This window comes from Shouchella xiaoxiensis, from assembly GCF_016907895.1.
GTDB classification, from domain to species: Bacteria; Bacillota; Bacilli; order Bacillales; family Bacillaceae_D; genus Shouchella; species Shouchella xiaoxiensis.
In genome coordinates this window covers 95,185-110,620 of record NZ_JAFBCV010000003.1, presented here as the reverse complement: position 1 = coordinate 110,620, position 15,436 = coordinate 95,185, and the positions used below count along the sequence as shown (strand labels likewise).

The 15,436-nt window shown below is 39.0% G+C and carries 13 protein-coding genes; 3 read left to right on the top strand and 10 right to left on the bottom strand.

What is annotated here, in order from left to right; translation table 11 throughout:
* Positions 1 to 268: 268 nt before the first annotated feature.
* Complete coding sequence (locus JOC54_RS05915; protein WP_204465123.1) at positions 269 to 799, top strand: transcription repressor NadR; 531 nt, start codon at positions 269 to 271, stop codon at positions 797 to 799.
* Positions 800 to 831: 32 nt separating this feature from the next.
* Here JOC54_RS05915 and pheA read toward each other — a convergent pair whose 3' ends face one another.
* The 4 genes from pheA to JOC54_RS05895 form a co-directional block, all read right to left on the bottom strand.
* Positions 832 to 1,722 carry a prephenate dehydratase gene (pheA, locus tag JOC54_RS05910; protein WP_204465120.1) on the bottom strand — a complete coding sequence of 297 codons (891 nt, stop codon included), beginning with the start codon at positions 1,720 to 1,722 and terminating at the stop codon, positions 832 to 834.
* A gap of 6 nt (positions 1,723 to 1,728) precedes the next feature.
* Positions 1,729 to 2,172, bottom strand: a complete 444-nt coding sequence (locus JOC54_RS05905; protein ID WP_204465117.1) for an ACT domain-containing protein — start codon at positions 2,170 to 2,172, stop codon at positions 1,729 to 1,731.
* Positions 2,173 to 2,253: 81 nt separating this feature from the next.
* Positions 2,254 to 3,540, bottom strand: coding sequence for a GTPase ObgE (gene obgE, locus JOC54_RS05900; protein WP_204465115.1), 1,287 nt, complete (start codon positions 3,538 to 3,540; stop codon positions 2,254 to 2,256).
* Positions 3,541 to 3,571: 31 nt separating this feature from the next.
* Positions 3,572 to 4,096 carry a Spo0B domain-containing protein gene (locus tag JOC54_RS05895; RefSeq protein WP_051991136.1) on the bottom strand — a complete coding sequence of 175 codons (525 nt, stop codon included), beginning with the start codon at positions 4,094 to 4,096 and terminating at the stop codon, positions 3,572 to 3,574.
* Between the two features lie 499 nt (positions 4,097 to 4,595).
* Between JOC54_RS05895 and JOC54_RS05890 the strand changes: the two genes are divergently transcribed.
* Positions 4,596 to 4,736 (top strand): YrzI family small protein, encoded by a 141-nt coding sequence (locus JOC54_RS05890; RefSeq protein ID WP_081761145.1) that lies wholly within the window; start codon positions 4,596 to 4,598, stop codon positions 4,734 to 4,736.
* Positions 4,737 to 4,756: 20 nt separating this feature from the next.
* Here the strand turns inward: JOC54_RS05890 and hemG are convergent, their stop codons facing one another.
* From hemG to JOC54_RS05865, 5 genes are all read right to left on the bottom strand, one after another.
* The gene (hemG, locus tag JOC54_RS05885) at positions 4,757 to 6,139 is read right to left on the bottom strand and encodes a protoporphyrinogen oxidase (protein WP_204465112.1); all 1,383 of its coding nucleotides are present in this window, start codon (positions 6,137 to 6,139) and stop codon (positions 4,757 to 4,759) included.
* The gene (hemH, locus tag JOC54_RS05880) at positions 6,132 to 7,070 is read right to left on the bottom strand and encodes a ferrochelatase (protein WP_035418582.1); all 939 of its coding nucleotides are present in this window, start codon (positions 7,068 to 7,070) and stop codon (positions 6,132 to 6,134) included. The genes hemG and hemH overlap by 8 nt, the downstream gene beginning before the upstream one ends.
* Before the next feature lie 6 nt (positions 7,071 to 7,076).
* On the bottom strand, positions 7,077 to 8,132 hold the full coding sequence (gene hemE / locus JOC54_RS05875; RefSeq protein WP_204465110.1) for a uroporphyrinogen decarboxylase: 1,056 nt from the start codon (positions 8,130 to 8,132) through the stop codon (positions 7,077 to 7,079).
* 262 nt (positions 8,133 to 8,394) lie between these two features.
* Positions 8,395 to 10,287 carry an asparagine synthase (glutamine-hydrolyzing) gene (gene asnB / locus JOC54_RS05870; RefSeq protein WP_204465107.1) on the bottom strand — a complete coding sequence of 631 codons (1,893 nt, stop codon included), beginning with the start codon at positions 10,285 to 10,287 and terminating at the stop codon, positions 8,395 to 8,397.
* Positions 10,288 to 10,472: 185 nt separating this feature from the next.
* Positions 10,473 to 12,584, bottom strand: a complete 2,112-nt coding sequence (locus tag JOC54_RS05865) for a transglycosylase domain-containing protein (RefSeq protein WP_204465105.1) — start codon at positions 12,582 to 12,584, stop codon at positions 10,473 to 10,475.
* A 327-nt stretch (positions 12,585 to 12,911) separates the two neighbouring features.
* Between JOC54_RS05865 and JOC54_RS05860 the strand changes: the two genes are divergently transcribed.
* A complete protein-coding gene (locus tag JOC54_RS05860) occupies positions 12,912 to 13,628 on the top strand; it encodes a cytochrome c biogenesis CcdA family protein (RefSeq protein WP_035418580.1) in 717 nt (238 codons plus the stop codon).
* Positions 13,629 to 13,653: 25 nt separating this feature from the next.
* Here the strand turns inward: JOC54_RS05860 and JOC54_RS05855 are convergent, their stop codons facing one another.
* The gene (locus JOC54_RS05855) at positions 13,654 to 14,595 is read right to left on the bottom strand and encodes a hypothetical protein (protein WP_204465103.1); all 942 of its coding nucleotides are present in this window, start codon (positions 14,593 to 14,595) and stop codon (positions 13,654 to 13,656) included.
* Positions 14,596 to 15,436: the final 841 nt, after the last annotated feature.

Sequence of the window (15,436 nt, the reverse complement as noted above, 5' to 3'; positions counted from 1 at the left end):
GAATCCCTCCTAAGGTAATTTGGGCATTCGTACAATGTATGCATCTTTTTGAAATGAGTTCTTCTCTCACAGCACACTTTATGTTAAAAAAACTTGCCTTATTACAGTTAGAACCCTTTATGTAAACAAATAAGTGATTAAACCGATTATTGTTCGTACAAAGAGAATGAAGCATGGTATACTAATTTCACTTTACTCCTAAAAAAGCAGTTTATTACGTAAACCGTATTAGTTATAATGAATTGATAACAGTTGTAGGTGATTAAAAATGAAGCAAAAAAAATTAGTAGCTGGAGAACGAAGAGAGGCAATTATCCGTTGGTTAGTAGAAGAAAATAACCCGATAACCGGTAGTGAACTAGCAAAACGAGCTTCGGTGAGCAGACAAGTTATTGTGCAGGACATGTCTATTCTTAAAGCAAAAGGAGAACCGATTTTTGCTACTGCGCAAGGATATCTTTATTTGAATCAAGAAGAATCAGTAAAAGTGCAACAACTTATTGCTGTTAAGCATTCACCTCAACAAACTGTTGAAGAATTATATATTTTTGTTGATTGTGGACTCAAAGTTCTGAATGTATCTATTGAACACCCTATATACGGAGAGTTAACTGGAGCTATGCATGTAACCAACCGACAAGAAGTGGATACATTTTATCAAAACCTTCAACAGACAAAGGCAAGTTTGCTTTCCGAACTAACGGATGGCATTCACCTACATTTGGTTGAGAGTAACCAGCAAGAACAAATTAATCAAGCAATGAAAAAGCTTGATCAAAAAGGATTTTTATTAAAATAAGAAGAGTAAGCACATCATGCCTACTCTTCTTATTATTGTTTTATTGCCGCAGATACTGATTGATCGCTATACGACGGGTAACTGCCTAATACCTCAACATGACAACCCAAAGCCGTAAGTTCAGCTATTGCTCCTGGTAAGAGCACATCATCCATTAATTGGTCGACTTCTATTATAAAGAAGTAGTTACCCAAGCCAGTCTTTGTCGGTCTTGACTCAATTTTCGATAGATTTAACTTTCTCCAAGCAAACGCTGATAACACTTGATGCAGGGCACCTGTAAAATCTGAAGGCAAAGTGATCATCAAAGAAGTTTTATCACCCAGATGGCGTGCGTTTTTTATTGTTATCGGTTGCTGCGTTTTCGCCGATAATACAACAAACCTTGTTTGATTGTGATCATAATCCTGAATATCTCGGGCTGCTATTCTTAAACCATATGTTTTAGCTGCCTGCTCGTTTGCAATTACGCAAACGTCTTCATTTGAATGCTGCGCTAACCATGCAGCTGCCTGCCCAGTAGAATCTGCATACTCAATTTCAACTTCAGGATAATGCATCTGCAAATAGCGATGACACTGAGCAATCGCTTGAGGGTGCGATAAAATCTTTCGAGGAATATAGGTTTCCACGTTTTTTGAAGGCGACATTAACAAGTGTTGATTAATACCAATAGATAAAGAAGCTACAATCGGCATTGGTTTTTGATGAATTAAGTAATCAAGGGTGACGTTAACAGTGCCCTCTATCGCATTTTCAATTGGTACAACAGCATAATCAATGGTTTTTGAAAAAGCATGATCAATGACCTTTGGAATAGATCGTATTGGAATAAGTTCATCTTCAGGAAACGCTTGTTTCGCTGCTATTTCTGTGAATGTACCGCGTGGACCTAAATAACCAATTTTTTTCAAACCTTTCATTCCCTTCTACGAACCTGAGCCAACCATTTCTACACTTTCTACAGCTTCTAATGACTCCATTTGGTCAAATAACTCATGTAAGTTAATTGTTAACGGTGCTGTATCGATTGATAACGTAATATTCGCTCGACCTTGTAATGGAATCGTTTGATTAATCGTTAATATATTTGCTCCTGTATCTGCAACAATACGCAGTAACTGCGACAATGTTCCCGAGCGATCCTCTAAATTAATCATAAGCGTTATGATTCGTTCTTTTGCGATAGCGTGAAATGGAAAAATTCCGTCCTTATATTTGTAGAAAGCACTGCGGCTTAAGCCCACTTGTTGGACAGCTTCATTAATTTTTTTAGCTTTTCCATTCGCTAATAAGGATTTTGCATCTAGTGTTCGTTGCATCGCATCCGTAAGCATATCTTCTCGTACAAGAAAAAACTGTATTTTTGACATTGTGCGGCACCTCCCTTGCTTTATAAAAACCGGCGGTGGATTGTTTACAATGGCAGGTAAGACAGAATAATCTGCCTTACGCTATTCAATAAATTCAAATTCATACTTCAAGATACGAACTAAATCGCCATCTTTTGCACCTCTCTCACGAAGAGACGCATCAACTCCCATATGCCTTAATTTACGGGCAAAGCGTCGAACAGATTCATCTCGTGAGAAATCAGTCATTTTAAATACACGTTCAAGTTCTGCACCTGTTAATTCATAGACTCCATCATCAGCTCTGGTGATAATAAACGGATCAACTGGGACTTCATGTTTGTAAATAACGCGCGCTTCTTCATCACTTTCCTCATCGTATAACGGGAATTCGGGCGCATGCTCAAGCTCATCTGCAATGGCTAGCAAAAGTTCACGAACGCCGTCCTTCGTTAGAGCAGAAATAGGGAAAATTGTCACATCTTCTCCTACTGCTTCTTGGAATTTTTCTAAATTAGTCTGTGAATCAGGCATGTCCATTTTATTCGCAACCACTATCTGCGGTCTTTCCGTTAATCGATAATTGTATTCGGCCAATTCTTCATTAATTTTATGGTAATCCGCAATCGGATCTCTACCTTCTAGAGCAGACATATCAATCATATGCACAATCACTCTTGTCCGTTCGATATGCCGTAAAAATTGATGCCCAAGCCCAATTCCTTCGTGAGCACCTTCAATTAAACCTGGTAAATCTGCCATAACGAAGCTTCGATTATCTTGTGTGTCGACAACACCAAGATTAGGTGTGATCGTCGTAAAATGATAATCGGCAATTTTAGGCTTCGCCGATGAAACAATTGACAGTAGCGTTGATTTTCCTACAGATGGAAAGCCTACTAAGCCTACATCAGCTAATACTTTTAGTTCTAGAACTAAATTTCTTTCTTGCCCAGGCTCCCCATTCTCAGCATGATCTGGAGCTGGGTTTACTGGGGTTGCGAAGCGAACGTTGCCTCGTCCACCTCGTCCACCTTTAACAACAATTGCACGCTGACCATGCTCCGTCAAGTCTGCTAGCATAATACCCGTTGCTTCATCCGTAACAATTGTCCCTGGTGGTACTTTTACAATTAAATCAGAGGCGTTTTTACCATGCATGTTTTTAGACATGCCATGTTCTCCTCTCTTTCCTTTGAAATGCCGATTATAGCGAAAATCCATTAATGTTCTTAATCCTTCTTCTACTTCAAGGATGACGTTCGCACCTCTTCCGCCATCACCACCCGCTGGTCCTCCATCAGGTACATATTTTTCTCGACGGTAAGCGGCCATTCCATTCCCACCGTCACCCGCTTTTGCATAAACGGTTACTTTATCTACAAACATGTTTATTCCACCTCATTAACTTTCTTTAAAGCTAAGCATTTATTAATATCGTTACAGCGTATCCTTCTCTGTCAATCGTCTTGAACTGAATCTCAGACGGAAGTGTTGCCCAACATGTATTAAACTTATCTTTGTTTAAATCGTAGTCAGAACTTACTTCAATTAAACATTTTGAATCAAAGAACGTAAAAGAAAGGGTTAAATGACCATTCACTTCAGACTGAAGTTGGTTGTATTGATCCAAAAACAAAGCGAAACAAGAAGCTAATGAATGATCATATTTACGTAAAGAAAACAATTCACCATCTACCTCAATCTCAAGAGGTTGCTTTGAATAACTCCATTTCTGCTGAAGCAATAGAAAAATCGTATTAGGCATATCCAAACTACACAATTTGCTTTCATTTGCCGAGTGTTCAACAGCCTCTTGAATAACCGCTTCAATTCGTTCTTCATTCCCTAACGCTAAATTCCCTTTGATTAATTGGAGGACATTCAACCAATCATGGCGAATCGCGCTAAATATGTCAATCATCTCATCATTATCGCTTCTCAAGACCAATTCCCCTTTCTATTCATTTAATAGCACATCTTTTCTATTATAGCATAAACTAAATAAGTCAAACAGCGCTGATTTTCAGTTGAACAGAACCATTTTCTCTTCTTTTCATTTTTTCTAAAAATAATTCTTTACAATTTTGTGAACGTAGATTATACTCTTAAAAGTAAGTAATTATCTAGTAGAGGAGAAGAACAAAATGAATGCTTTAAAACATTTGTTAGCACTAACTTTATACAGCTCATCTTGTTCATCTTTCGCTCGTTAATGTCTTATTTAGCTTGAAAACGATCGCAGGGGAACGCTCTCTGTCCAATCGTCGCGCAGAGAAACTGCGTTTTTTTTGTGTCGTTTTTTAATGGAAAATTTAGGAAGGAGAGAAGACAATGTGTTTTTTAGATTTAACTGCTTTGAATAACAAATGGTTATTATTAATTGACGAGGTGCCAGGCTGTACCTAAAGTGGCACCTTCTTTGAAAGGAGGCGAATAAGGTTATGACTTTTTCATTTATATTTTTTACGATCAGCATTAAGAAACGTTCATATACAGAAGAAGAGTTGAAATCGTTCATTCATTCAGAACAGGTGATTGAAGACATTGAACGATTAAGAAACAACTACTATTCACCGATGTAAAAAACGACGTGGGCATTTGCTCACGTCGTTTTTTTAGCTATTTTTTTAGCGTAGGCTACTCCTTGGTTGACACAATCAGGCAAGCCTACTCCTTCAAATCCAGCTCCAGCCATATACAAGTGAGGAAATTCTTCAATCAGAACTTCTCGTAAGCGAGTCAGACGCTCGACGTGACCAACTTTGTATTGCGGCATAGCCTCTTTCCACCTCGTTACTTTATATGAAGAGGGCCCATCAACAAATGACATCACTTGTTTTAAATCTTGAAGCACAGCTTTCACAATATCTTTATCAGCTCTATCCACAATTGCCGAATCATCCGGACGACCTACATACGCTCTTAATAGTGTCTGATTTCCTTTACTCGTATGTGGCCACTTAACATCTGTCCAAGTACAGGCTGTAATCGTCTCTTTTCCACCCCGAGCAACTACAAAACCTGTTCCTTCATAATTGTTCTTTATCGATCCCTCCGGAAAAACAAGGGCTACCGTTGCACAACTAGTCGAGATCATGTTTTCTGCTGCTTGATTTAAGCGGTTATTATTTAAAAGCATTGCTGCTTTTTTAGGAGTGAGTGTAATAAGAACATCATCATACGTTTCAGTATGACCACTAATCGTTTTAACTTGATAGCTATTATCATTAAGGCGAGAAATGTTGTTGACTTGCTCATTTAAAAGTACCGTATTCTCTTTTAATTGTTTTACAGCTGCTTCTAATACAGTTTGAAGTCCAGACGTTACCGTTAAAAACATCCCTTGTTTTGCTACGGCCGGATTCTTACTTGGATCTTTTTCTACCGCCCGTAAAATGCTGCCCTTTTCTTTTTCATATTCTAAAAAATGAGGGAACGTGGCCTCCATACTCATCTCGTATACATTTCCGCCATAAATACCACCTAGCAAAGGCTCAATGAGCGATTGAACCATCTCTTTACCGAATCGATACTCAAAAAAATGTCCAAGTGAGACATCTTTATCTCCTCGATTATATGCAGGTTTAGTGTATTCGTTTTGCACTTCCTCTTTCCCCTGTTTTGAAAGCAACTCCGTATTCAGAAATTCCTCTAAGTCTGTCGGAATTCCTAGAACGGTTCGTTTTGGGTTGGGATGCAGCTCTCCGTCTTTTAAAATATAGGCTTGGCCAACTTCATTACGAACAAGTTCGCTCTTTAAGCCAACACGCTCAATAAAGTGCGTCATACTCTCTTTTCGTTCTAGATACGAGTCCGCGCCACCTTCTACGACCAGATCTTCACTTGAATAGGTTACGACCTTACCGCCTACTCGATCGTTCGCTTCATAAACCGTGTATGTTACGTCTGAATGATCCTCTAACCATAAAGCCGCTGAGAGTCCAGTGATACCGGCGCCAATAATCGCAACACGACGGTTAGTCATTTATACTCACATGCGCTAAACGTTTTGATACTGCACTTGCCATCGCTGCTAAAAATAGAGGGTCTGCATTAGGCATTGGCGGTCTTAAATAGGTTGCATTTATTTCATCCGTGACAACCTTACATTCATAGTCATTGTCATAAAGGACTTCTAAATGTTCCGCGACAAAACCAACAGGGCAGTACATAAATGTTTTATAGCCTTTTTGCGCATAAACTTCTCTCGTTAAGTCTTGCACATCTGGCCCCAACCAAGGATCAGGAGTATTCCCTTCACTTTGCCAGCCCACTTCATAATGTGGAACGTTCGCTAGATCAGCTAAAAGCGCAGCCGTTTCATTAAGCTGTTCTGGGTACGGGTCACCTGCCGCAATAATTTTCTCAGGAAGACTGTGTGCAGAAAAGATTACGCATAGCTCATCAAGCGAAGACACCTTTTTCATTTCAGCTTCTATTTGCTGTTGCCAATATTGAAGGAATTTGGGTTCTTTATACCAGCTTTCAATTGAATAAATCGTCAGTCCTCCGACTTTTTCTGCTTCATCCTGAGCCCGTCCATTGTACGATTTCACACTGAATGTTGAGAAATGGGGTGCAAGCACAATGGAAACTGCTTCCTCCATTCCATCTTGTTTCATTTTCGCAACTGCATCTTCAATAAAAGGAGCGATATGCTTAAGTCCAAGGTATGGAGTAAATTCAATTTCATCCTGTTGTTCGTTTAAAATATGAGCCAAACCGTTCGCCTGTTCTTCTGTAATCTGGGCGAGCGGACTGATTCCACCAATTGCTTCATATCGATCGGTTAGATCTTGTAACGCCTCTTTGGAAGGTGGACGTCCATGTCGGATATGCGTATAGTAGGGCTCAATCTCTTCCTTCTTACGAGGAGTTCCATAAGCCATTACAAGTAGACCCATTTTCTTTTTCATTCGTACCTACCCTTTCTGTGTGCGCTTATAATCTGCTGAATACTCATGAATAAATGCCGTTAAGCGTTTTAATGTTGCTGGTTTCACTTCCGGGAAAACACCTTGCCCTAAATTAAAAATAAAATGATTTGATTTCATTCCTTCGTCTAGAATGTTACGCGTTTCTCGTTCAATGACGTCCCACGGAGCGAGTAATATAGAAGGATCTAAATTTCCTTGAACGGTTTTAGTAATACCAATTTCTCGTGCATCGGCTATTGATGTTCTCCAATCAAGCCCAATAACATCAGCAGGCATTTCTTTCCACTCTTTCATTAGATGAGGTGTGCCTACTCCGTGCAGAATGAGTGGTACACCATCTGTTTTCACTTCTTCTAGAATCCGTACCATCACAGGTTTAATAAACTGATTATAATCTGCTACGCTTAATGTACCTACCCATGAATCAAATAGCTGAATTGCCTGAGAACCTGCTTTAATTTGAGCCGATATATAGGCAATTGTCATATCTCCTAGTTTTTCCATTAAACGATGCCAAGCTGCAGGTTTTGAATGCATAAATGCTTTCGTTTTGTGATAGTTACGTGAAGGACCTCCCTCAATCATGTAACTAGCAAGGGTAAAAGGAGCTCCGCCAAAGCTAATCAACGGTACATTAAGCTGCGTACGAAGTAGCTTAATTGTTTCCAAAACGTGTGCTACATCTTTTTCTGGATTAAGAACCCCTAACGCCTCTACATCCTTTTCCGTTTCAATCGGGTTATAAATAACCGGACCAACACCTGATTTAATTTCAACGTCTACCCCAATGAATGGAAGCGGAGTCATAATGTCTTTATAAAGAATGGCTGCATCGTTGTTGTATTGATCAACCGGTAGTTTTGTCACATAAGCACAAAGCTCTGGATCATGTGTAATATCAAAAAGCGAGTGAGTTTCTTTAATTTTCAAGTATTCAGGTTGTGTTCTACCTGCTTGTCTCATGTACCATACCGGGACGTGATCGTGCGCTTCCCCCCTACATGCTTTTAAAAACGTATCATTAAATAAATCCGTACTCATTTGTTCGTCCACCTCTCCAACACACCAAAATTCACAATATCTATCTTACTTTATAAATGAGAGAAAATCATTGATTCTGCTTACATCTATGAACAATCTACTCTACTATAATAACCCACAGACCTCTTGTATACACCTTTATGGGAATTGTCACGAATTTGAACTATTCATCCAATACAAAAAACCCATTCGAAATTATGCATAATCAAAAAACCTTGAGAATAGGATCACTCTCAAGGTTTTAAATAGTCATTTGTTTTTATTAAACAGACGCAAGTTCCGGCTCTTTTTCTACTGGGCGGTTCCAGCTAGGATTAGTGCCAAAGTAAATTTCATACCAGACTAAGAAACTATAGACGGACCAGATTTTCTGCATATTTGAATGGCCTTCTTGACGATGCTCTTCAAGTAAAACAAGCAGTTCATTTTGTTCAAAAAAGTGGTTCGCTGCTTCTGTCTGGAATTGGTCTTTGACCATTTGAAAATAAGCATCCTCTTTTAGCCATTGGGCAAGTGGAGATGGAAAACCAAGTTTTCTCCGATTTGCCGTTTGCTCTGGCAGTTCTCTAATGGCTGCTTTTCGTAAAGCAACCTTTGTTTGTTCCTTAGTAACGCGATACTCAGATGGAATACGCAGCGCAATGTTTAACATTTCCTTATCTAAGAAAGGGACTCTCAGTTCTAATGAATGGGCCATGCTCATCCGATCCGCTTTTACCAAGATGTTGTGATTTAACCATGCTTGGATATCAAAATACTGCATTTGTGATTGGGCATCTAAATGACTGACTTGATCAAAGATCGGGCCAACAATTGCTTTACAGTCACGATTTAATGCTTTGTTTTTTAACAAACGTGCGCGATCTTCATACGAGAAGACATAATCGATGCGGAAGTAACGCTCCTTAAACGACTGTGCACCACGCAGAAGAAAACGACGCCCCTTCATTTTTGGAAGTTTCTCCGCCACTTTTCCAGCCAGTTTACGGAAAGCCAAAGGAATACGCTCATAACGCTCAAATACAGCCGCTTCTTTATACTGGTTGTACCCGCCAAACAACTCATCCGCACCTTCCCCTGATAAAACAACCTTCACATGCTTACTTGCTTCTTCTGCTAAATAATACAAAGGAATAGCAGACGGGTTTGGCAGAGGCTCATCCATGTAATACTGAACATTCGGTACTGCATTGAAAAACTGTTCCGCAGAAACTCTTGTTTCATAGTTCCGAACTCCGATTACTTTTGCAAACTCGGATGAAGACCCTAGTTCACTATACTTCGATTCCTCATAACCGACAGAAAAAGATTTTACATCGCTTTCTTTTGCTACTTCGTTCAGTACATAGCTTGAATCAATTCCTCCGGACAAAAAAGCCCCAACTTCTACATCGCTTACTTGGTGATGCTTTACTGAATCACGAAAGGTGTTGACAATCTGGTCCACATATTGATCCATTTGCTGGCTATCATCTCGGGTAAAATTAACCGTATGATAAGGATGCGTTTGAAATTCACCCTTTTTATATTCAAAATAGTGACCTGGAAGCAGCGAATAAACATCTTTAAAAAGTGTTTCGTTTGTTGGAATATATTCGTAGCTTAAGTACTCTGGTAAAAACTCTTCGTTAAACGTTTTTTTGAAATGTGGATGGGGAAGTAATCCTTTGATTTCCGAACCGAAAATAAATTGATCTTCCTGATTAAAATAAAAAAACGGCTTAATACCGAAAATGTCACGTGCACCAAATAATTTATCTTCTTTTTTATCCCAAATAACGAAAGCAAACATGCCGCGTAGCTTTTCTAAAAACATCGTACCGTATTCTTCATATCCATGAATAAGAACTTCAGAATCAGATTCTGTCGTGAACTGATGTCCTTTTTCAATTAAATCTGTTCTTAATTCTTGGTAATTATAAATCTCACCGTTAAAAACCAAAACCATTGATTCATCTTCGTTGAATAACGGTTGTTTTCCATGATCAAGGTCAATAATTGATAGGCGTCTGAAGCCTAAAGCAATGTCTTGATCCGTGTAGTACGCTTCATCGTCAGGACCACGATGAATGATTTGATCAGCCATGTTTTTAATGATTTGATTTTGCTCTATATTATTAGTGATAGTGTTTTTAAATCCAACGAACCCACACATAACGTCATTCCCAACTTTTCATAATAGATTTTAAAATCAATGTACTTGTTTCAGTAAGCAAGTACTGAATTATTGACGGTACTGAAAACCTATAGAGTAGTATAATGGATAGGTATTTAATTGTCGATGCAACTTACTAACTAATTCCAATTGTGTAAGGAAGGTTTCCAAACCTTCCTTACTTCTTACCATGAAAATTGTGGTTTTAGTATTTCAGACTTTGAGCCTTCCGTTTCCGTCACTGGGTCATAGGCAACAATTTGGTAGCTTGGCAGTGCAAATGGATTGTAACGCCCTTCATTAAAGAAAGGTTCTTTTAAATTTGATGCGACTCGTTCCGTCACATCATCTTTAACCTCATAAACATGGAATTCAATTCGGTCATCATCAAAATCCTCCCATGTTAGCTCAACACTAATTAAACCACTCCCGCCGAGGGAGTAATGAGCATTAAAACCAGCTATATCTTCCATTGCTATTGGAGGTGAAAGATCATCGGTTCCTTCAGGCTGTTGGAATGCTGTTGCTTGTAAAGAAGCAGGAAGGCTATTAACCATTTCTTTAAAGAGTTGCGTTGGATACCGACTCCCCCCCGTTAAGTATTGATTCTCATTCGTTTGGTCATACCCCATCCAAACTGAACCAATTACCTCAGGTGTATATCCGACAAACCAGGCGTCTCTAATCGCCCCATCAATTCCAGGGTAACCCTGTGTTCCCGTTTTTCCTGCAACAGGAGACGTTGTTGTCCCCCCTGATACACCCGTACCGGCAACCATGACGTTCTCGAGCATTCGCGTCATTGACCATGCAGTTTGTTTTGAAATGACTTCAGTCTCGACTCGATTGGTCCCACCAACGCGCTTCCCATCGCGATCATATAAGTCTTTAATAAAGTGCGGTTCAATCATCTGACCTTCATGAGCAAAAGCTCGATACGCTTTTGTCATCTCATATGGTGTAACACCTTCGGATAAACCACCAAGTGCAATCGCGAGTTGGCGATCAGGCAATTGGAACCCAAATTTACGTAACTGTGAAATTGAATCTTGAATCCCCATTTCATTTAATAGCCATACCGCAGGGGCGTTTGCTGACTCCGTCAACGCATCATACATCGTTAATTCACCTTTGTATTCACCCGTTACGTTTCCAGGTGCATACCCTGATGTTTCATCATCTTTATAAATTAATTGTTCATCTCTTAAAAGTGAATAAGGGTTGTACATCCCACTTTCTATTGCTGGAGCATAAACGGCAAGCGGTTTAAACGTCGAAGCAGGAGGACGCTTCACATTTACTCGATTTAACCCTCTTCGAACATAATCCCGACCACCTTGTGCGGCAAGAACACCACCTGTTTCAACATCCATAAACATCATAGCGGCTTGTGCATCTTTGCTTCCGTCTGGAAAATAGGAATCATCTCGAATCGCAGTATAGGTTTTATGCTGAAAATCTAAATCAATCGGACTAACAATCCGATAACCACCTGTTAATAATTCTTGATGACTAATATTGTATCGATCTCGCGCTTCATCCATCACCATATCAATGTAAGTAAATAAAGCTTCATCAAGCACATATTCTTGTCGATCTGTTGCAATTGCGGTTTCTTTGTAAGCCTCGGCCTCATCCGCACTTAAATAATTTTGCTGTTCCATAACGGTTAGGACAACATTACGACGTTCTTTATTACGCTCTGGATTATCAAATAACGAGAAAGTACTTGGTGCATTAACAACCGCTACAAGTGAAGCTCCTTCAGCTACAGTTAACTGTGCTGCTGGCTTATTAAAATAGAGGTTAGCGGCAGCTTCTATACCATATGCACCATGTCCAAAATAAATTTGGTTTAAATACATTTGTAAAATCTCGTCTTTACTATAGCGACGCTCCAAGTTCATCGCAATTAAGACTTCGTTCGTTTTTCGTAACCATGCTTTATCGTTCGATAAAAACATATTTTTTGCCAATTGCTGCGTGATGGTTGAACCACCTTCGACCTTGGCTCCAGCTAAAATATCTCGGTATAACGCTCGTCCAATCGCTCGAAAATCAATTCCTTGATGTTCGTAAAAGCGTGAATCTTCCATTGCTACAAATGCTTCTTGAACATGTTTTGGTATTTCATCAATCAAAATCACTTCTCTATTTTCCATATACAAATTCGTAATAACCGTACCTTCAGCATCAACTAGTACACTAGAGTTATTCATCACAAGTTTCTCTTCATCAATTTGATACGTACCTGCTAAAATAACCATTGCAAAAATAATAAATGACAAAGCCAGCATACCAGCTAGAATGCCACCAACTATGCTTATTTTCTTAATCAGCTTGATGACCCCCTTTAGGTCATTTTTTCTCTAGAACTCCAATAGTCCTATCATAGCGAAAAAATAGGCATTACGCATAAAGTTTCCTTCTTTTACATGGTATTTATTACTTATTTGACAATTGAGCTAGGAAAATCAATTCTTTTTTCACTAATACCGTTTATGAAATGTTAACATCATTTGTCTTTTCAGGATCAATTCGCCGCACTAGGCTTGAACATGTTACACTACCGTTAGTCATATACATGTACATAATGAAACAAACAGATAAGGAGCTGTACGAGAATGGACGTTACCTTGAGCATTGCTTTTTTCGCAGGGCTTGTTTCTTTTTTTTCACCTTGTATCTTCCCGCTAATGCCCGCTTATTTGTCTCAATTAACGGGATCAACTGTTTCTGGAGGAGCCATAGCTGCACCTAGAAAAGTCATTATGTCGCGCAGTTTAGGTTTTATTGGTGGCTTCACACTCGTATTTATGTTGTTTGGCCTTGCCAGTACGATGGTTGGTCAACTTTTTATTGGGAATCGCTTTCTGTTAGAACGGTTAGGTGGCATTGTTATTATTTTATTTGGTTTACAAATGACAGGCCTTATCTCTATTCGAGCTTTGTTCTCAGATAAACGAATGGAAGCAAAACCTAATTCATCAGCTAGTTTTTCCAAATCATTTCTACTAGGTTTTCTTTTTGCAGCAGGTTGGACTCCTTGTATTGGTCTCGTGTTAGCAGCTATCTTAACATTAGCAAGTACGTCAGCAACCATTTGGAGTGGAATGTTTTTACTTCTTATTTACTCAATTGGTCTAGGTATTCCTTTCTTCTTAATTGGCTTAATATGGGCGCGATCGTTAAATAAGATCAAACGGATTCACAAATACCTACCACTCATTCAAAAAGTGAGCGGCTATATCATGATTCTACTTGGTATTTTGTTATTTACTGGATATTTTTCAATTCTTGCTGGGATGATGGCTCAATATACTCCAAGCTGGCTTCAATAAAAAAGTGCGCATAATGCGCACTTTTTTATTGAAGCGTCCGGATTCTTTCATGATATTGATTATTCAAGCTACTTATTTTATTCTTGGTTTCGTTGCCTTGAATCTTTAGACGATCTACTAATTCCCCCACTGCCTGCTTTGTGTTACTGACTTGCTTAATTGAATCTGTTATTTTTCCGTGTACCATCCAATCTACAACAAAGCCATCAAAGAAGTAATCGGCAAACGTCATAAATCCGCCAATAGCTATTGTATGGTCCGTAAACTGATTTACATCCTTAAGCTCATCCTCAAAATGCCGTAACGCTCTTTGAGCTCGATGGACATGCTTTTCTGCATCATCCAGATGGCTATGCTTAATAGCGGTTGAAATGACGCCACCACCAAACATATCCCATGTTGACCATCCTTTCGCGGAGTCAAGAGCATCAAGCGTTATGCTAAGCGCTGATTTTGCATTTTCACCAGCAGCTATCGCTTCTTTTAATTCATTTTCTTGAAGCTCTAATCTCGTTTGTTCGTCAGTTAATAAGAGTAACTCAGCATGAACCTCTTTCCGCTCTATCTTAATTAACTCTCTTTTTTCAAGAAAAATCCCCTCCAACTGCTTCTCTAGATTACCAATCTTAGCAATTTCTTCATCATACCTGCTAATCTCCATTTGCAGATCATCAATCGTTTGTCGATTTTCATCGTATTTTAGTTTCGCCGATGCAATTTTTTGCGTGTGTTCGTCAACACGCTCAAGTTTTCGACCGGATATAGTTACTAATACATTACGAAACGACAAACTTTCAAGTTGACTTAACCCTTTTTTTTCATCTTCCAAAACGCTTTTTAACTCGTTTGCCTTTATTTCAAACTCCTCGAGCTTCATTTTCGAATCATCTCTATGCTTCAGCCATTTCTCCTGCAAGCGCTTCTTTTCACCTATTTTAAGTTGACGCTGTCTTAATTCTTCAAACATCTTCATCACCTCAGTATTTTATACGTAAGATTTGCAACAAGAGATTCAAAAAAAGGTAGACGTTCAATATAGAAAAAAAACGTCTCATTCTGGGCTAGTCGTTCTACCACAAGTAGTTTGAATTCATAAAGTATGGTATGCACTAAAAATCAAATAGGACGAGGTAGGTTCTTGTCCTTTTTTAAAAGGTGATTTATGTCAAAGATAAAAGAAACACTTGAAATTGCCAATCAAGAAGTTGGCTCAGAAGAATTTCCTATTAATTAAATAAAATACAATGATTGGTACTATCATCAAACCGTTAATGGAGATGACTATCCTTGGTGCGCAACTTTCGTATCGTGGGTTTTAAATCAAGCAGGCCTTCTCTCAACAATTGGAGGTAAACATGCTTCCTGTTGAAAAATGTTCTCTTTGCTAGAGAGAAAAGGACAAGTAGTGAGATACCCACTTGCAGGTGATCTTGTATTTTTTTGCTGGACTGGTGATAGGCATATTTGATACATTGGGTTTGTCGATGAAGTAGGCCCCTTCTCAATTATGACAATAGAAGGCAATTCTAGGAGACAAAGTTCAACGGTTAGAAAGAGAACTACTTTCCTATCAATACGGCCTTTCTTTTGTCCGTTTAGTTGAACGCTAGCGTAGCTGACTCTCTAAAATGGTATTCAACTCTTGCACTCAGAACCTGGAGCATAAAGGAGATAACACAAAACGTCGTATTCTACTAGAAATCACGAACACGAATACAAGCGCTACAGGAGAAACACCCGCTTTTCGCCGGCACGGTCACAATCTCTTCCGCTAAAAAGCACTGCTCGAGAGGCTTCAAGCATGTGCT